Annotated in this window: 17 protein-coding genes; 7 read left to right on the forward strand and 10 right to left on the reverse strand. The window is 67.6% G+C overall.

The genetic code is table 11. The annotated features are described in order from the left end of the window. Positions 1 to 2: 2 nt before the first annotated feature. Positions 3 to 947, reverse strand: a complete 945-nt coding sequence (locus V7S63_RS15845) for a DMT family transporter (RefSeq protein WP_336530913.1) — start codon at positions 945 to 947, stop codon at positions 3 to 5. Positions 948 to 957: 10 nt separating this feature from the next. Next, positions 958 to 1,878: a pirin family protein gene (locus V7S63_RS15850; RefSeq protein WP_336530914.1), complete on the reverse strand. Its 921-nt coding sequence runs from the start codon at positions 1,876 to 1,878 to the stop codon at positions 958 to 960. A gap of 112 nt (positions 1,879 to 1,990) precedes the next feature. Between V7S63_RS15850 and V7S63_RS15855 the strand changes: the two genes are divergently transcribed. Then, positions 1,991 to 2,659: a GntR family transcriptional regulator gene (locus V7S63_RS15855; RefSeq protein ID WP_336530915.1), complete on the forward strand. Its 669-nt coding sequence runs from the start codon at positions 1,991 to 1,993 to the stop codon at positions 2,657 to 2,659. Between the two features lie 164 nt (positions 2,660 to 2,823). Continuing rightward, complete coding sequence (locus tag V7S63_RS15860) at positions 2,824 to 3,405, forward strand: biotin transporter BioY (protein WP_336530916.1); 582 nt, start codon at positions 2,824 to 2,826, stop codon at positions 3,403 to 3,405. Positions 3,406 to 3,431: 26 nt separating this feature from the next. Here V7S63_RS15860 and V7S63_RS15865 read toward each other — a convergent pair whose 3' ends face one another. Beyond that, positions 3,432 to 3,980 carry an NAD(P)H-dependent oxidoreductase gene (locus V7S63_RS15865; protein WP_336530917.1) on the reverse strand — a complete coding sequence of 183 codons (549 nt, stop codon included), beginning with the start codon at positions 3,978 to 3,980 and terminating at the stop codon, positions 3,432 to 3,434. 85 nt (positions 3,981 to 4,065) lie between these two features. Between V7S63_RS15865 and V7S63_RS15870 the strand changes: the two genes are divergently transcribed. Next, a complete protein-coding gene (locus V7S63_RS15870; protein WP_336530918.1) occupies positions 4,066 to 4,986 on the forward strand; it encodes a LysR family transcriptional regulator in 921 nt (306 codons plus the stop codon). Here V7S63_RS15870 and V7S63_RS15875 read toward each other — a convergent pair. From V7S63_RS15875 to V7S63_RS15890, 4 genes are all read right to left on the reverse strand, one after another. Continuing rightward, positions 4,970 to 5,539, reverse strand: a complete 570-nt coding sequence (locus V7S63_RS15875; protein WP_336530919.1) for a hypothetical protein — start codon at positions 5,537 to 5,539, stop codon at positions 4,970 to 4,972. The two genes, V7S63_RS15870 and V7S63_RS15875, sit on opposite strands and share 17 nt — an antisense overlap. After that, positions 5,536 to 6,789, reverse strand: coding sequence for a YcxB family protein (locus V7S63_RS15880; RefSeq protein WP_336530920.1), 1,254 nt, complete (start codon positions 6,787 to 6,789; stop codon positions 5,536 to 5,538). Before V7S63_RS15880 ends, V7S63_RS15875 begins: the two co-directional genes overlap by 4 nt. A 23-nt stretch (positions 6,790 to 6,812) precedes the next feature. Then, on the reverse strand, positions 6,813 to 7,070 hold the full coding sequence (locus tag V7S63_RS15885) for an exodeoxyribonuclease VII small subunit (RefSeq protein WP_091831309.1): 258 nt from the start codon (positions 7,068 to 7,070) through the stop codon (positions 6,813 to 6,815). A 313-nt stretch (positions 7,071 to 7,383) separates the two neighbouring features. After that, positions 7,384 to 7,848, reverse strand: coding sequence for an Lrp/AsnC family transcriptional regulator (locus V7S63_RS15890; protein ID WP_193219601.1), 465 nt, complete (start codon positions 7,846 to 7,848; stop codon positions 7,384 to 7,386). A gap of 288 nt (positions 7,849 to 8,136) precedes the next feature. Between V7S63_RS15890 and V7S63_RS15895 the strand changes: the two genes are divergently transcribed. Continuing rightward, complete coding sequence (locus V7S63_RS15895; protein ID WP_336530921.1) at positions 8,137 to 8,724, forward strand: thioesterase family protein; 588 nt, start codon at positions 8,137 to 8,139, stop codon at positions 8,722 to 8,724. Here V7S63_RS15895 and V7S63_RS15900 read toward each other — a convergent pair. From V7S63_RS15900 to V7S63_RS15910, 3 genes are all read right to left on the reverse strand, one after another. After that, positions 8,686 to 9,156 carry an HPP family protein gene (locus V7S63_RS15900; RefSeq protein ID WP_336530922.1) on the reverse strand — a complete coding sequence of 157 codons (471 nt, stop codon included), beginning with the start codon at positions 9,154 to 9,156 and terminating at the stop codon, positions 8,686 to 8,688. The genes V7S63_RS15895 and V7S63_RS15900 overlap by 39 nt on opposite strands. A 10-nt stretch (positions 9,157 to 9,166) precedes the next feature. Beyond that, entirely contained in the window at positions 9,167 to 12,742 is a 3,576-nt protein-coding gene (locus V7S63_RS15905) for a PAS domain-containing hybrid sensor histidine kinase/response regulator (protein WP_336530923.1), read from the reverse strand. A gap of 78 nt (positions 12,743 to 12,820) precedes the next feature. Beyond that, entirely contained in the window at positions 12,821 to 13,177 is a 357-nt protein-coding gene (locus V7S63_RS15910) for a winged helix-turn-helix transcriptional regulator (protein WP_091831302.1), read from the reverse strand. Positions 13,178 to 13,273: 96 nt separating this feature from the next. On the opposite strand from V7S63_RS15910, the gene V7S63_RS15915 reads away from it, so the two are divergent. From V7S63_RS15915 to V7S63_RS15925, 3 genes are all read left to right on the forward strand, one after another. Continuing rightward, the gene (locus V7S63_RS15915; protein WP_336530924.1) at positions 13,274 to 14,287 is read left to right on the forward strand and encodes a zinc-binding alcohol dehydrogenase family protein; all 1,014 of its coding nucleotides are present in this window, start codon (positions 13,274 to 13,276) and stop codon (positions 14,285 to 14,287) included. A gap of 226 nt (positions 14,288 to 14,513) precedes the next feature. Then, positions 14,514 to 14,933, forward strand: a complete 420-nt coding sequence (gene mscL, locus V7S63_RS15920) for a large conductance mechanosensitive channel protein MscL (RefSeq protein ID WP_336530925.1) — start codon at positions 14,514 to 14,516, stop codon at positions 14,931 to 14,933. Positions 14,934 to 15,085: 152 nt separating this feature from the next. Then, positions 15,086 to 16,276, forward strand: coding sequence for a pyridoxal phosphate-dependent aminotransferase (locus V7S63_RS15925; protein WP_336530926.1), 1,191 nt, complete (start codon positions 15,086 to 15,088; stop codon positions 16,274 to 16,276). Positions 16,277 to 16,283: the final 7 nt, after the last annotated feature.

The raw sequence follows: 16,283 nt of genomic DNA on the forward strand, positions 1-16,283 counted from the left end.
GCTCAACCTCGGCCAGAGGCTGGCGTCGGCCGCGTCGCCAGCAGGACGCCAGCGACGATGAACGCGATCGAGATACCCTCTGCCGCTGTGGGGATTTCGCCAAGGACGATGATGGCGAGCAGCGAGGCGATGACCGGCACCAGCGCGATCATCGCCGCGGCGGCCGAAGCGCCGAGCAGCGTCACGGCGCGGTTGAAACTGATCAGCGCGACGATGCTCATCAACACGCCTTGATAGACGCCCTGGACTGCGATCTCGGCTGTCGGCGCCTGCCCGAGATGGCCGATGCCGAGGACGACATAGAGCGGAACGAAGATCAGGCCTGACCAGAAGCAGATCAGCGCTGCCGACTGCATCGGGTTGAGGCCGCTGCCACGCAAGAGCAGCGTGTAACCGGCCCACATCGCCGCTGCCAGCGCCAGAAACCCGAGGCCGAGCAGGCTCGGCGCCGCCCCGCCGCTGGATGCCGTGACGACCAGGCCGCAGAGTCCGGCGGCAATGGCGGCATAGCCGGCGAGCCTGGCCCTGCCGGGAGGCTGGCGCAGCAGCAGCCAGCCGAGCAGCCCGGCGAAGACCGGCATCAGGGTCGGCGTCACCGAGGCGGCGCGCCCGGCCGAGGTCATCTGCACGCCGAGCGCGACCAGGGCCGCGAAGGGAGCGCCCCATAGGACGCTGAAGATGAAGCCGTTGCGCCAGGCCTTTGGTGGCAGATCGCGCAGCAGCACCGGTGCCAGCAGGATCGCACCGATGCCGTAGCGCAGCGCGGTCAGGTCCCAGACGTTCAGGCTGCGGGTCACGCTGAAGCGCGTGACCACGAACCAGCCGGCGAAGATCGAGACCGTCAGCACCGCCCAGACAAAGCCGATCAGCCGCTTGCGTGACGAACGCGCGCCATCCGCCGCATCCGGCGCGCCGCCCGGAGAGCGATCGGGAGATTCGGCCGGCATGTCGGTACGTTCAGCGCTCCGGCAGCGGAATGAACTCCTCCTCGTCGCCGGGGACGGTGTCGAAGCGGCCGGTCTTCCATTCCTGCTTGGCCCGGTCGATCCGCTCCTTCGATGAGGAGACGAAGTTCCACCAGATATGGCGCGGGCCGTCCATCGGCTCGCCGCCGATCAGCATCAGCCGGCTCTGGTCGACGGCGAGGATGGAGATCCGGTCGCCCGGCTTGAAGATCAGGAGCTGGCCGGCGCCGAACTCGTCGCCGGCGATGTCGATCTTGCCGGTGACGATATAGACGGCACGTTCGTGATAGTCGGGATCGAGCGGCAGGATCGCGCCCGGCGCCAGCACGGCCTCGGCGTAGAGCGTGTCCCAGGGGAATTTCACCGGAGAAGTCTCGCCGAAGGCCGAGCCCATGATCAGGCTGACGCGCTTGCCCTCGCCGACGATGCGCGGCAGCTCGGGCGCTGCGTGATGGATGAATTCCGGCGCGATCTCCTCATGCGTCTTCGGCAGAGCGAGCCAGGTCTGGATGCCGTAGAGCTTGGGCGCCTTCACGCGCTCTTCCGGCGCGGTACGCTCTGAATGGACGATGCCGCGCCCCGCCGTCATCAGATTGACCGCGCCCGGCCGGATCGGCAGCGCCGTGCCGAGCGAATCGCGATGCATGATCTCGCCGTCGAAGAGATAGGTGACGGTGGAGAGCCCGATATGCGGATGCGGGCGCACGTCGATGCCTTCGCCGAGCAGGAACTCGGCCGGGCCCATCTGGTCGAAGAAGATGAAGGGGCCGACCATCTTGCGCCCGATTGAGGGCAAGGCGCGGCGGACGGAGAAGCCGCCGAGATCATGCGCACGCGGTACGATGACCTGCTCGAGCGCCTCGCAGGAGCGTGTATCGCCCGCGACCGGGTCATGATCGGGCAGCTGCGACATGGCGATGTCCTCCTGTGAAGGAAGGGAGACTGGCCCCGGATGCTGTGTACGGCAAGGGCACAACCGGGCGCACGGGCTCGACGCGGCTGCTGCGGGAAATTATCGATAATGCATGGCCAAAGAGAAATCAGAGACCCTGCCGGTCCGCATCAGCCGCATCCTCGCCGAGCGGATCATCTCCGGGCAGATCGAGCCGGGCGCGCGGCTGCGGCAGGACCATATCGCGGTCGAGTTCGGCGCCAGCCATGTCCCGGTGCGCGAGGCCTTCCAGCGGCTGGAAGCACAGGGGCTCGCCGTCAGCGAGCCGCGTCGCGGCGTGCGCGTCGCCGCCTTCGACCTGCGTGAGGTCCGCGAGGTCGCCGAGATGCGCGCGGCGCTGGAGGTTCTGGCGCTGCGCCATGCGGGCCCGCATCTGACGCGCGCCATCCTCGACGAGGCCGAGGAAGCGACCCGCGCCGGCGATAATTCTCCGGACGTCCGCGCCTGGGAGGAGGCGAACCGGCGCTTCCACCGTTTGATCGTGACGCCCTGCGCCATGCCGCGGCTGCTCGCGGCGATCGACGATCTCCATGCCGCCAGCGCGCGTTTCCTGTTCTCGGCCTGGCGCTCGGACTGGGAAGCGCGCACCGACCACGACCACCGCGCCATCCTCGCCGCGCTGCGCGCCGGGCAGGTGGATGAGGCGGCAGCCATCCTCGCCCGCCATGTCCAGTGGATCGGCTCCAAGCCGGTGCGGACCGCCGCCGGCGGAACGCGGGACGTCTTTGCGATCCAGGGCTGAGGCCGGCTCGTCTGTTGGCGGGCAGGATCGCAGCGGGAGCTGTGCAGCGATGCGCTCACGGATGAGCGCGCCGGACGCGCTTGCATTCCTGGCGCGGCTGTGGACTCTACGATAGATCAAGTTACAAAATTATCTATAATTATGGAATCGATGGAGACGATCTCGTGAGTGACCTCAGCTACGTTCCGCCTGTCCGCTTCAGCCCGCTCGGGCTGCAGGCGCGTCCGGTCCATATCAAGGCCGCCGCCGTCCTGCTCGGTACGCTCGTCCTGGCGATCGCCTCGCAGATCAGCGTGCCGATGCTGCCGGTACCGATGACCATGCAGACGCTGGCGGTGATCCTGATCGGCGCGCTCTATGGCTGGCGGCTCGGCGCGCTCACCATCCTCGCCTGGCTCGGCGAGGCGGCGACCGGCCTGCCCGTGCTCGCCAATGGCAGCGGCGGCCTCGCCCCCTTCATGGGCCCGACCGCCGGATACCTTGCTTCCTTCCCCCTCGTCGCCGCACTGGTCGGCTGGCTTGCCGAGCGCGGCTGGAATGGCAACCGGCCGGCTTTCGCCTTCGCCGCGATGCTGCTCGGCCACGCGCTCTGCCTGCTGTTCGGCGGCCTCTGGCTCTCCTCCCTGATCGGTGCGGAGAAGGCCATGCTCGTCGGTGTCGTGCCCTTCCTGCTCGGCTCGCTGGTCAAGTCGGGCTTGGGCGCCGCGATTCTCATGGCGCTCGTCCGCACGAACAAGGCCGAATAGGCCTAAGCTGACGCGATCCCGGCCGATCAAGCGTCCTGTCGCGCTTCGAGCCGGGCAAGCCGCGCGACATAGTGCGCGGCTGCCGCCGCCAGCGCCTCGGCGTCGGCCCGGCGCGCATTATAGATCAGGAACGGCTCCTGCCAGGCGAGGGCGCAGCGATGCGCCGTCGCCTGCAGCGGTTTCAGCAGCTCGCGCAGCGAGAACAGGTTGGCCCCGCTCGGCGTGTAGGCCTCGGGAACGTTACCGGCGGTCGCGGCGACCATGAGCGGCCGGCCGGCGAGCCTGGCGCCCTCAGCCTCGTAGTGGATGTAGAACATCCGGGTCAGCACCGCGTCCTGCCAGGCCTTGAGCAGCGGCGGCGTCGAATACCATTGCACCGGGAACTGCAGCACGATGCGCTCGGCGGACAGCAGCCGCGCGACCTCCACGTCACCTTCGATCCGCCCATCCGGATAGATCGCCTGCATGTCGATGACCTCCGTGCCGGGGCAGCTCTTGGCGGCCTCCGCCAATGCCCGGTTGGCGCGCGAGCTCTGATAATCGGGGTGGAAGAGCAGGATCAGCGTCTGCGTCATGGCGATCTCCTTCGGTTCGAAAGCAGGATGTCGCTGACCAAGAAATTACTCCAACGGATGATCGATATATCGTATTATCGATATCATGAATTTACGGGCGATCGATCTCAACCTGCTCGTCATCCTCGACGCCTTGCTCGACGAGGCGCATGTCTCGCGCGCCGCCGAGCGGGTCGGCCTCTCGCAACCGGCTGCCTCCAGCGCCCTCGAACGCTGCCGCCATCTCTTCGGCGATCCGCTGTTGCTGCGGGGCAGGGGGCGGATGCGCCTGACCGCGAAGGCGCAGGCCCTGCAGCAGCCCTTGCGTGATATTCTCGGACAGGTGAGCGCGCTGCTTGACGCGCCCGAGCCCGACCTCAAGAGCTTGGTGCGGACCGTCCGGGTTATGACGGCCGAACTGCCGCCGGCTCTGGTGACGGGCCGCGTCTATGAGCGGTTGAGACAGACCGCGCCGGGCCTGACCCTCGCCATCCTGCCCTGGCAGGGTGCGCCGGCGACTCTGGAGGCCCTGGCGCAGGGGCGGGCCGACCTCGCCATTTCGGTCTTCCCGACGATCGACGCCGATTTCACCCGCCGGGGGCTGTTGCGCGAGCGTTATGTCGTGGCGATGCGCCGGGATCATCCGGCGGCAGCCGGCTTCGATCTCGACCGCTGGCTCGCCTTTCCGCATGTGCTGGTGTCCGGCCGCGGCAAGACGCATGGCCCGCTCGACGAGGCGCTCGCCCGACTCGGTCGCACACGCCATATCGGCCTGGTGGTGCCGAGTTTCCTCAGCGTGCCGCCCTTGCTGTTGGGCTCCGAGCTGATCGCGCTGCTGCCGAGCCGAATCTTGCCGCCGGAGGAGGCCGACCGCTTCGTCACCTTCGAGCCGCCGGTCGCAATCGAGGGCTTTCCGCTGCATCTTGCCTGGCATCGGCGCAGCGAGCGTGATCCGGCCGTGCAGCACGTTGCTCGACTGATCGAAGCCGTGCTCGGCGAAGCCGCTGCGGTCAGTCCGCCGGCCTGATGCTCGTCATGATGGCGCGGCCGGCCTGGTGGCGCTCGCTACCGGTCTCGCAGGTCTTGCAGATCACGCCGAGATAGCGCCCGTCGATCACCGTCTCGGCGAACAGCCCGGATTTGTAGTTGTGGCGGGCGTCGGTCTCGATCATCCACCAGTCGCGCGTCCCAAGTGATACGCGCCCGAGTGGCTGCAGCACCTGCGCATCCTTGCTCGTGCTGCGCAAGACCGCGCGGATGCGGAAATAGCGGTCCATCGGTGCAGCATAGAGCGAGGCGAGCCGGGCGGCGTCATCTGCGCCGGCGACGGGCTGAGGCCGCATCAGGATCGTGCAGGTCTCCTGCGTGCGCTTGCAGGCCTCCGCCTCGCACACGAGCTGGACGCGGGTGCGCCCATCCTTGCCGGTCTCGCCTTCGGCGGTGCCGTCGATCCGCCAACCCTGCGGCAGGTCGAGCATCAGGCCATCCGGCAGTGGCAGGGGCTCTGCGCTCGCGGGGCTGGCCAGCAGCGCGCTGCCTAGCAGGGCGATGCAAAGCGCAATATCGCGGCGTCCGCTCATGCAGTGCCTCCAGCGCGGCCGATATGCGTGGCCGCCAGCCGATCGAAGAGCTGCATCTGGTCGGAATTGAGGACGCGCGCCGGCAGCAGCAGTGGATCGCCGCGGCGCAGAACGACGAAGATATGGTCGCCGCGCCGCTCGATGCCGGTGAACGCCGCCCAGTCATAACGGCTCTCGATGCCGCGTTGCCGGCTCCTGATGCTCTCCGGCGAGATCAGGACCCGGACCTCATTGTCGCTGGCCCGTCGATGCAGGGTCTTGCCGAGGCTCTTGGCATTGAGGCGCATGAGCAGCGGCGTCGCGACATGGCCGACCAGGACCAGGCCGCAGAGCCCGGCCGTGATCGGCCAGAACGTCTTAACCGCCATCTCGGCGAAGAGCGGCAGGGCGAATGCGAAGGGCACGCGATCGGGATCGATGCTCCACAGCAGCAGCATGACCGCCGGCACCAGCAGCAGCGCGAAGACGAGGCCGAATGCCGTCCGGCGCAGCAGGCGGCTGCGCGGCCAGAACCGCTCCTGCTGGCGGAGGGCCATCGCCGTGCGATCCTCGGGCGTCAGGCGAAAGCGCAGATCGAGAGGCGCTTCGTCGGCCGGTTCCTTTGCCGATTGCTCCGCTGCGTCGGTATCCGAAGGCTCCGCCTGGCCGATGCAGAACCCGGCCCAGTCCCGAAGATGCGCCTGCTGTTCGGCCGACAGGTCTCGCCTCGGCAGCGCGACGAGATCGTCGACCCCTTCGATCTCGATGAAGAAGTGCTCGGGACCTTCGGCCAGCTGGCGCAGGCGCCAGGCCGGGATATGGCTGCGGTGGTGCGGCTCGCTGCTGTCGAGGCCGGCTTCATGAAGGCGATAGCTGCAAGGCGTCGCGGTCGTGAGGCCCTCGTTCCGATACCAGCGCCGCAGGCGACGGCGCGTGGAGAGGCCGAAGAACGCGTAGGCCATGACGCCCGCCAAGGCGAAAATCGCCAGGAGGATGCCGGTCGGACCGAGCAGTGCGTCGAGGAAATTGCGGCCCATCAGGGCGTAGTCGCCGCGGCCGCTCCCACCCCAGGAGGTCGAGAGCTGCCCGAGGACGATCAGGAGCAGCGCGATGCCGGTGATGATCAGGACGTTGCGGCGCCGCGTCGCGATCAGGTCGCGGTAGAGATGCATCGCGGCTGCGACGCGGTCCTCGCCGGTGAGCGAGATCGCAAGCTCGAAAGGCGGCGGGGCCGTGAGCGGCCTGCTCGCTACGGAAGGCGTAGTCCGCATCTCGCGGCGCGCCAGTTGCGCTCCTAGTTCCCGACGTCGAGCGGCTGGGTGCCGGTCGGCTTGCCGTCGGCGCCAAGCGTGATCTTCTCGATCCGGGCTTCAGCCTGCTTCAGCAGCGTATCGCAGCGCGCCTTAAGCGCTTCGCCGCGAGTGTAGATGTCGATCGATTCTTCCAGCGCGACGTCGCCGCGTTCGAGCCGGGCGACGATGGCTTCCAGCTCCTTCAGGGCCGCCTCGAAGGGCAGGCCGGCGACATCGGCATTGGTCTTGGCGTCGGTCACGGGCGCGATTCCTGTTGGGGGCTCGTTATCGACTGTGATGCCTGCTCCCGCAACCCTTTCGGGGCAGCAACCGCCAAGGCCGTCATCGCTCCTCAGAGCGTCACCGCAAATGAACGCAACGGTTCGAAGGGCTCTTTGACCGCTAAAGAAACGCAGGTCGTCCCGGGCGACCGCAGGGAGACCCGGGACCCATTCCGGAACTTTTATCGGTGAGGCTCAGGAATGGGTCCCGGATCTGCGCTTCGCTCCGTCCGGGATGACCGCGTCATGGATATCGAAGCCTGCCCCCTGAAAACCTGCGCATCATTTTGCCTCACATCGGCAGGGCCGAGGTCTTCTTGATCGTGCGCAGCGTCAGCGTCGACTGCACCCGGGTAACGCCGGGCAATTGCGTGATAATGTCGGTGTGGATGCGCTCGAAATCGGCGCTGTCGCGATAGATCACCCGCATCAGGTAATCATGCGCGCCGGCGAGCAGATGGCATTCGAGGATCTCCGGCAGGTCCTGCACCGCCTTCTCGAAGCTCTCCAGCGAGGCGCGGCCCTGCTGGTCGAGCGTGACGAAGACGAAGGCGGTGCCGGGGAACCCGGCGATGCGCTCGTCGAGCATCATCACATAGCCGCGGATCAGCCCGCTCTCCTCGAGCTGGCGCACGCGGCGCAGGCAGGCGGAGGGCGAGAGGTGGACCTTGTCGGCGAGGTCCGAATTGGTGATCCGGCCATCCTTCTGGAGGATGCGCAGGATCGTCTTGTCGCGGGAATCGAGTTCGATCTGCATCGCTGGAGCGTCGTCCCGTGGGCCGGTACCGTCTGACGCGGTCACCGGAAAGCGCAGATGCTTCTGCGCAAAAAGCGCAGTTGGCAAGCATGATCTTGCGCGTGATCCCGCCAAATCCGCATGGCGGCGCTGTCGCGGCGTCTGAAGCCGCAGGATCGTGCGGCGCAGCATTCGCATTTTTTCTGCCTGGATCGCGGTGAAGCGGCGCGTTCGAAGCCACTGGACAGGCGGGTCTGGCCGTGGCGGCAAAATAGTTTACAACTGAACTATTCCATCCGGGACGCCGTCATGAATCTCTGGTTCCGCCTGATCTGGCTGCTGCTGACGCGGCCCTTCCAGCCGCAGCTGAAGCCGCCCTTCGAGGCCTCGATCCTGCCTTTCCGGGTCTGGCCCCATGATCTCGATACCAGCCTGCACATGAACAATGCGCGCTATTGGGGGCTGATGGATCTCGGCCGCACGGACCTGATGTTGCGCAGCGGCCTGTGGCGCGCGGTCCTGCGCCATGGCTGGGTGCCGGTGGTCAATTGCGGCACGATCCGTTTCCGCCGCGAGGTTCGCCTGTTTCGCGCCCTCCGGCTGGAGACGCGATTGCTCTGCTGGAGCGAGAGCTGGGTCGTGATCCAGCACCGTGTCCTGGCGGACGGGCGCGACGGCAGCGAGATCGTCGCCGCGGTCGCGCTCGTGCGGGCGGCGCTCTACGACCGCAAGGGCAGAGCCTATGTGCCGGCCGAGCGCCTCTTCGCCGAGATGGGCTTCACTGCCCAAAGCCCGGAGCCGAGCCCGGAGGTTGCCGCCTTCCTTGCGGCTGAGGAAGCGCTGCGGCAGGCGGGGGGCTCAACCGGACAGACGCCGGCCGAGCCTGTGCCAGAGTGAGGCGAAGGCCGCCAGCGCCAGTGCGCCAGGCAAGACGACGAGCACAAGGAAGTCGAAGCCGAGCTGCTGGTCGACGATCAGCAGGGGATCGATGCCCGCCGGCGGATGCATCGTCCGGGTGACGTGCATCAGGAAGGCGGAGAGGCCGACGGAAATGGCGATAGCAAGGCTCGAATGCCCTGCCACCGATAGCACGGCGTAGCCTGCCAGGCTGGCGACGAGGTGTCCGCCGATCAGGGCGCGAGGTCTGGCCGGCGCCGCGTCCGGCAGCGACAGCACCAACACGATCGATGTGACGAAAGGAATGAGGCCTAGCGGCCGCCCGGCAATGGCGGCAGCCTGTTCCATCGCGGCGATGGCAAGGGTCGCCCCGGCGCCCGCCAGCAAGCCGAAGGGCAGCGTGCGCCGCAGAGCGGTGAGAAGGGATTCCATCGCTGTCAGATCACTCCGCCGCCAGCCTTGTCGCGCGCCATTGCGCCAGCAGCGCCCGCAGCGCGCCTGGCTTGAGCGGCTTGTTCAGCACATGGATGTCGAGCGCTGCCGCCTCCTCGCGCACCTCGGGCGAGCGGTCTGCTGTCAGCAGGATCGCCGGCAGCCCGCCGACGCTTTGTCGCAGCGCCGAGATCACTGCGATCCCGTTTTCGCCATGGTCGAGATGGTAGTCGGCGATCAGAACATCCGGCGCGCCGGTCGTGGCGATGAGCGCCGAGGCTTCGTCGAGACCACCGGCGGTCTCGACCTTGCAGCCCCAGCCGCCGAGCAGCAGGCGCATGCCGTCGAGAATCGTCGGCTCGTTGTCGATGGCGAGCAGCTTGAGGCCCGCGAGTTGGCTGCTGGACGGGGTGCCGCGCGCAGCCGATGCCGTTGCCATCGCCGGCAGCGGCGCGGCCCGCGGCACCAGGATGGAGAAGCGTGTGCCGCGCCCGGGCGTCGAGGCGAGAGCGAGCTTGTGGTCAAGGGTGCGCGCGATCCGCTCGACGATCGAGAGGCCGAGGCCGAGGCCGCGCGCCACCTTGGCGCCCTGGTCGAGGCGCTGGAACTCGCGGAACACGGTCTTCTGCTTGCTCGCGGGGATGCCGAGCCCGGTATCGAGCACCTCGATCGAGACTTGCCCGTCGCGCCGGCGGCAGCCGACCAGCACCTTGCCATTCGGCGTGTATTTGATCGCGTTCGAGACGAGGTTCTGGAGCAGGCGGCGCAACAGGCGCCGATCGGAGCGGACGGTCGCAGCGGTCGTCACGAAGACGAGCTGGAGCCCCTTCTCCTGGGCGCTCGGCTCGAATTCGCGCTGGAGCTGGCGCATCAGCTCGTCCAAGCGGAAGGCGCTGATCTCCGGCTTGAGCGCGCCGCCGTCGAGTCTCGATATCTCGAGCAAGGCGGTCAGGATCTCCTCGACCGCGTCGAGCGAGGCGTCGATGTTCTCCGCGAGATCGGGCTGCGCACTGCTGCGATCGCGCTCGACCAGGGCGGATGCGTAAAGCCGCGCGGCGTTCAGAGGCTGCAGGATGTCGTGGCTGGCGGCGGCGAGGAAGCGCGTCTTCGAGGCGTTGGCCTCGTCGGCCTCGGCCTTGGCGCGCTGCAATTCGGTGTTGACGTGCCTGATCTCCTCGGTGCGCTCGGCGACGCGCTTTTCCAGGGTCTCGTTGGTCCGCTCCAGCTCCTCCTCGGCCGCGACCGCATCGGTGATGTCGGTATAGGTGGTGACGATGCCGCCATCCGGCAGCGGGTTCGAGCGGATCTCGATGACATTCTTCGACGGGTAGAGCTTGAGGCGAACCGGTTCGCGGTCGTTGACGAAGCTCTCCAGCCGCGCCGCCATCAATTCGTCGTGCCGGCCGGCGCCATAGGCGCCGCGCTGGGCGTTGTAGCGCACGATCTCGTCGAGCCCCGTGCCGAAGCGCACCAGCGAGGGCGGCAGGTCGTAGAGCTGGATGAAGGCCTTGTTCCAGGCGAGCAGCCTGAGGTCGCGGTCGAGCACGGTGATGCCCTGGCCGGCATGGTCGAGACCGTTCTGGAGGATATCGCGATTGTATTGCAGCGCCGCCGAAGCGTCGTCCAGCAGCTTGAAGGCGGCCTCTGTCGAGAGATTGCGCCGCTTCAGCAGCAGCGACAGCACGAGGCGGGAGGATGCGGCGCCGATCGCGGAGGAGAGCAGGTGCTCGCCGAAGCGCAGCATGTGGATGTCGGCCTCGCGCGTGCCGGTCAGCACCTCGCCGCGCGAATGGGCGAAGCCTTCGAAGGCGCGCTGCGTCCGTTCCTGGCCTAGATAGCGGCCGATCGTCGATTGCAGCTCGGCTTCGGTGACGCTGGAGCGCCAGAGCGAGAAGGACTGGGCCATGGTCGCCCGGTCCGACTCGACGAAGGCGTTGGCCTGCAGCCGCTCCATCGCGCTTGCCGGCCGCAGCATGGAGAAGCCGAGATAGCAGGCGAGGTTGATGCCGAGGCTCCAGAGCACGCCATGCGGCAGGGCCGGCAGCGACAGGCCGAACAGCGCCTCCGGCCGCAGGGCGGTGATGCCGAGCGGCCCGTGCGCGACGATGTCCGCCCAGTAGCCGCCCGGATTGGCAAGGCTCGGTATCAGCAGGGTGTAGAGCCATGTCAGCAGGCCGGCCGACAGGCCGGCTGCCGCGCCAAGCGCGGTGCCGCGCCGCCAGATCAGCCCGCCGAAGAAGGCCGGTGCGATCTGCGCCGTGGCGGCGAAGGAGAGCAGGCCGATCGAGACCAGCGCCGCCTCGCCGGCGGCGCGGTAATAGGCATAGCCGAGCAGAATCACGGCGACGATCGCGCCCCGCCTGATATGCACGACCTGCGAACCGAGATCGCCGCCGGTCGGGCCGCTGCGGCCTTCGCCGCCCTCGATCAGCGCAGCGGCGCGCTCGGGATCGACGCTGACGCCGCGCCCGCGCAGCAGCAGCGGCGTGACGAGATGGTTCGAGATCATGATCGCCAGCGCGACCGAGGCGACGATCACCATCGCGGTGCCCGCCGAGAGCCCGCCGATGAAGACCAAGAGGGCAATCAGGCCGGCCTGCTTCTCCAGCGGCAACAGCAGCACCGTCATGTCGCGGTCGACGCCCGAGCCGGGGAGCAGCACCTCGCCGGCGGCCGCCAGCGGTAGCACGAACAGGTTGATCAGCACGAGGTAGAGCGGGAACATCCAGGCGGCGCGGCGCACGTCGCGGACGTCGCGGTTCTCGACGATCGCCATGTGGAACTGCCGCGCCAGCAGCAGCGCGGCGCAGGAGGACAGCGCCGTCAGCGTCAGGAACATCGGCCAGCTCGATGTCCGCTCCCAGATCGGCGGCCTGTCGCCCGCGGCCCGGGCCGCCTGGGCGAAGAGATCGCCGGCCCCGTCGAACAGGCCGTAGACGACGAAGACGCCGAGCGCGAGGAACGCGACGAGCTTGACCAGCGACTCCGCCGCGATCGCCAGCACCAGCCCGTCCTGGTGCTCGGTCGCGTCGATATGGCGGGTGCCGAAGGCGCAGGCGAAGCCGGCGAGCACCAGCGCGACGAGGAAGGCAAGGTCGCTCAGCACCGGTATGTCGGTCATCGGCGGCGGTCCGCCGGCCGCGGCGAAGAACACCGAGAGCGAGTTCGCCACCGCCTTCAATTGCAGGGCGATATAGGGCAGGGCGCCGACCACCGCGACGATGCAGACCAGTGCCGCGACCCGCTCGCTCTTGCCGTAGCGGGCGCCGACGAAGTCGGCGATCGAGGTGATGTTCTGCGACTTGGCGATGGCGACGATGCGGGCGACGAAGCGGTGCCCGAGCCCGATCACCAGCGCCGGGCCGACATAGATGCCGAGGAAGTCGAAACCGGCCCGGTTGGCGAAGCCGACCGAGCCGTAGAAGGTCCAGGAGGTGCAGTAGACGCCGAGCGCCAGCGCATAGATCGTGGTCCGCGCCCGGCCGCTCATCAGCCGGCGCCCCGCCGTGTCCGCGAGATGGGCGATCGCGAACAGCACGCAGAGATAGCCGAGCGCGCTCAGGACGACGGACCAGGCCGGTAGCATCCCACCTCCTTGCAACGGCGATCGCCGGCAAATCTATCGCCGCGGCGCTGCCGCCGCCATCGGCCTTTCGGCCTGTCCTCAGGCGGCTGCCTGGACCTGCGCCAGCCGTTCCAGCCGCCGCTCGCCCCAGGCATGCATGGCGCGGACGATCTCTTCGAGCGAACGGCCTTCCTCGGTCAGGGCATAGTCGACCCGCGGCGGAACCTGCGCATAGACCGTCCGTAGGACGAGTCCACACTCCTCCAGCTCGCGCAATTGCCGGGTCAGCATGCGCTGCGTCGCGCTCGGAAGCTTGCGCCGGATCTCGTTGAAGCGCAGCGTGCCGGAGAGCAGGTGGTAGACGATCACGCCCTTCCACTTGCCGTCGATCAGGTCCAGCGTCACCTCGACGGGGCAGCCGGCGGCGCAGTCGTAGCGCTTCTTCGTCTTCAACATCCGACAGTATCCATTGTGATACTACTGGTCCAATTTGTGCGTATTGCAGCTCCTGAGCCTAACAGTATGTCTGGGCCTGCAACAGGAGATTTTCCGATGAAGGCCGTCGGCTACCGCGCATCCCATCCGATCGAGCATCCCGAGGCGCTGCTCGACCTCACCCTCGACAAGCCCGAAGCAGCCGGTCGTGATCTGCTGGTCAGGGTCGAGGCGGTCTCGGTCAATCCGGTCGACACCAAGATGCGCCTGCGCTCGCAACCCGAGGCTGGTGGCGTGAAGGTGCTCGGCTGGGACGCCGCCGGCACTGTCGAGGCGGTCGGCCCGGATGCGACGCTGTTCAAGCCGGGTGACAAGGTCTTCTACGCCGGTGCGATCGGCCGTTCCGGTACGAATGCCGAATACCATCTGGTCGATGAGCGCATCGTCGGACGCCGGCCGGCCTCGCTCTCGGTCGCGGAGGCGGCGGCGCTGCCGCTGACCGCGATCACCGCCTGGGAGGCGCTGTTCGACCGGCTCGACATCCGCAAGCCGGTTGCTGGCGCTGCGAACGCGTTGTTGATCGTCGGCGGTGCCGGCGGCGTCGGCTCGATCGCGACCCAGCTCGCCAAACAGCTCAGCAGCGTCACGGTGATCGCGACCGCCTCGCGGCCGGAAACGCAGGACTGGGTCAGGGAGCTCGGCGCCGACCACGTCGTCGACCACACCAGGCCGTTGGCCGCTCAGGTCGCCGGGCTCGGCATCGGCGCGCCGGCCTTTGTCTTCTCGACCACGCAGACCGACCGGCATTTCGACGAGATCGTCGAACTGATCGCGCCGCAAGGCCGCTTCGGCCTGATCGACGATCCCGCGCCGATCGACGTGATGAAGCTGAAGCGCAAGAGCGTCTCGCTGCACTGGGAGCTGATGTTCACGCGCTCGCTCTTCACCACCCCCGACATGATCGCTCAGCACGAACTGCTCAACGAAGTCGGCGCCATGGTCGATGCCGGCAAGCTCCGGACCACGCTCGGCGAGCATTTCGGCAGGATCGACGCGGCAAACCTGAAGCGCGCCCATGCCTTGCTCGAAAGCGGCAAGGCCAAGGGCAAGATCGTGCTCGAAGGCTTTTGACGGAGGCGTCGCGGCAGGACCGGGTCGCTGCCGCAACGTTCGTCGTCGCGCGACCTTCGCAGATTGGATGATTGCAGCCTGGAATCGGTCTTTTCCGTGAGAAAATGCCGAGGAAAACGGCCGGAAGCCTGCTTCCACCACGAGTGTCGCTGGTCTAGCGTGCGCGCGGGGGCGGCATTGCGCAGCGTGATGCCGAAGACTGGCCAGGCATTCGGAAAGGCGCGCCATGATCAAGGAATTCAAGGAGTTTGCCCTGAAGGGCAATGTCGTCGATCTCGCCATCGGCGTGATCATCGGCGCTGCCTTCGGCAAGATCGTCGAATCGCTCGTCGGCGACATCATCATGCCGCTTATCGGCGCCATCGGCAGCGTCGACTTCTCCAACTACTTCATCGGGCTCAACAGCGCCGTCACCTCCCCGGTCCTCGCCGATGCCAAGAAGCAGGGCGCCGTCCTTGCCTATGGCAGCTTCATCACCATTGCCGTCAATTTCATGATCATCGCCTTCGTGCTGTTCATGGTCGTCAAGGGCATCAACCGGCTCAAGCGCAAGGAAGCCGCTGCTGCTCCGGCCGAGCCGGCGGCCCCGGCGCAGGATGTCGTCCTGCTCGGCGAGATCCGCGACCTGCTGAAGCAGAGGGCCTGACGCACTTTTCGAGGGGTGCCGGCTCGTCGGCACGCCTCGCGATCCATCACTGCGACCGATCGGGTCGATCTCGTCAATTCATGCCGCCAGGGCGCGATCTGCGTTAGATTGGCCTGCATGTTTCTCGCGACGGATCGCCTGAAGGATCGCTCATGAACATGCACGCACCGGCCGGCACCAGCCTGATCGCCGATTTGCGCCCCGAGGCGCGCAACGCGCCCGAGAGCGGCATCGTCGAGGTCGTCAATCATGGCCGGCTCAAGCCAGGGCTGATCCCGCTCTGGGTCGGCGAGGGTGATCTGCCGACGCCGGACTTCATCGTCCGCGCCGCCAACCAGTCGCTGGCCGACGGCGAGACCTTCTACACCTGGCAGCGTGGCATTCCGGAGCTGCGCGAGGCGCTGGCACGCTATCACAGCGCGCTCTATGGCCGCCCCTTCGCCATGGACCGCTTCTACGTCACCGGCTCCGGCATGCAGTCGGTCCAGATCGCGGTCCGGCTGATCGCCGGCGTCGGCGACGAACTCATCATACCGACCCCGGCCTGGCCGAACTTCGCTGCTGCCATGGGCATTGCCGGCGCCAACCCGGTCTGCGTTCCCATGCAGTTCAAGGATGGGCGCTTCACGCTCGACCTTGAGAAGCTCGAAGCGGCGATCTCGCCGCGCACCCGCGCCTTCGTCATCAACTCGCCGGCCAACCCGACCGGCTGGACCGCGACGCGTGACGAGCTCGCCGCGATCCTCGCCATCGCTCGCAAGCATGGCATCTGGATCATCGCCGACGAGATCTATGCCCGCTTCGTCTATGACGGTTCGGCGCGTGCGGCCTCGTTCCACGACGTGATGGAGCAGGAGGACCGCATCCTCTTCGTCCAGACCTTCTCGAAGAACTGGGCGATGACCGGCTGGCGCGTCGGCTGGATCGAGGTGCCGCCCGCTTTCGGCCAGATCGTCGAGAACCTGATCCAGTACTCCACCTCCGGCTCGCCGGTCTTCGTCCAGCGCGCCGCCATCGCGGCGCTGGAGGAGGGCGAGCCCTTTGTCGCGCAGCAGATCGCCCGCGCCACCGAAGGGCGCCGCATCGTCGCAGAGGGGCTGAAGGCGACCAACCGCGTCGAGCTGCAGGCACCGGACGGCGCCTTCTACCAGTTCTTCAGCGTCGACGGCTGGACCGATTCCCGCAAGCTGGCGATCGAGCTGGTCGACACGGCCAATGTCGGCCTGGCGCCGGGCACCGCCTTCGGGCCCGGCGGCGAGACCGGCCTGCGCTTCTGTTTCGCCCGCAAGGCTTCGGATCTCCATGATGCGGTGGCGCGGCTGCAGAAGGCGCTGGCGGGCTGATATCGGC

The sequence above is a fragment of the Allobosea sp. CCNWLY174 genome (genome assembly GCF_037120455.1).
GTDB lineage: Bacteria > Pseudomonadota > Alphaproteobacteria > Rhizobiales > Beijerinckiaceae > Allobosea > Allobosea lupini.

Bases quoted from the DNA above. Each gene is read 5' to 3' on its own strand.
- V7S63_RS15845 (WP_336530913.1), bottom strand. From the start codon at position 947: ATGCCGGCCGAATCTCCCGATCGCTCTCCGGGCGGCGCGCCGGATGCG.
- V7S63_RS15850 (WP_336530914.1), bottom strand. From the start codon at position 1,878: ATGTCGCAGCTGCCCGATCATGACCCGGTCGCGGGCGATACACGCTCC.
- V7S63_RS15855 (WP_336530915.1), top strand. From the start codon at position 1,991: ATGGCCAAAGAGAAATCAGAGACCCTGCCGGTCCGCATCAGCCGCATC.
- V7S63_RS15865 (WP_336530917.1), bottom strand. From the start codon at position 3,980: ATGACGCAGACGCTGATCCTGCTCTTCCACCCCGATTATCAGAGCTCG.
- V7S63_RS15870 (WP_336530918.1), top strand. From the start codon at position 4,066: ATGAATTTACGGGCGATCGATCTCAACCTGCTCGTCATCCTCGACGCC.
- V7S63_RS15875 (WP_336530919.1), bottom strand. From the start codon at position 5,539: ATGAGCGGACGCCGCGATATTGCGCTTTGCATCGCCCTGCTAGGCAGC.
- V7S63_RS15880 (WP_336530920.1), bottom strand. From the start codon at position 6,789: ATGCGGACTACGCCTTCCGTAGCGAGCAGGCCGCTCACGGCCCCGCCG.
- V7S63_RS15890 (WP_193219601.1), bottom strand. From the start codon at position 7,848: ATGCAGATCGAACTCGATTCCCGCGACAAGACGATCCTGCGCATCCTC.
- V7S63_RS15895 (WP_336530921.1), top strand. From the start codon at position 8,137: ATGAATCTCTGGTTCCGCCTGATCTGGCTGCTGCTGACGCGGCCCTTC.
- V7S63_RS15900 (WP_336530922.1), bottom strand. From the start codon at position 9,156: ATGGAATCCCTTCTCACCGCTCTGCGGCGCACGCTGCCCTTCGGCTTG.
- V7S63_RS15905 (WP_336530923.1), bottom strand. From the start codon at position 12,742: ATGCTACCGGCCTGGTCCGTCGTCCTGAGCGCGCTCGGCTATCTCTGC.
- V7S63_RS15910 (WP_091831302.1), bottom strand. From the start codon at position 13,177: ATGTTGAAGACGAAGAAGCGCTACGACTGCGCCGCCGGCTGCCCCGTC.
- V7S63_RS15915 (WP_336530924.1), top strand. From the start codon at position 13,274: ATGAAGGCCGTCGGCTACCGCGCATCCCATCCGATCGAGCATCCCGAG.
- mscL (WP_336530925.1), top strand. From the start codon at position 14,514: ATGATCAAGGAATTCAAGGAGTTTGCCCTGAAGGGCAATGTCGTCGAT.
- V7S63_RS15925 (WP_336530926.1), top strand. From the start codon at position 15,086: ATGAACATGCACGCACCGGCCGGCACCAGCCTGATCGCCGATTTGCGC.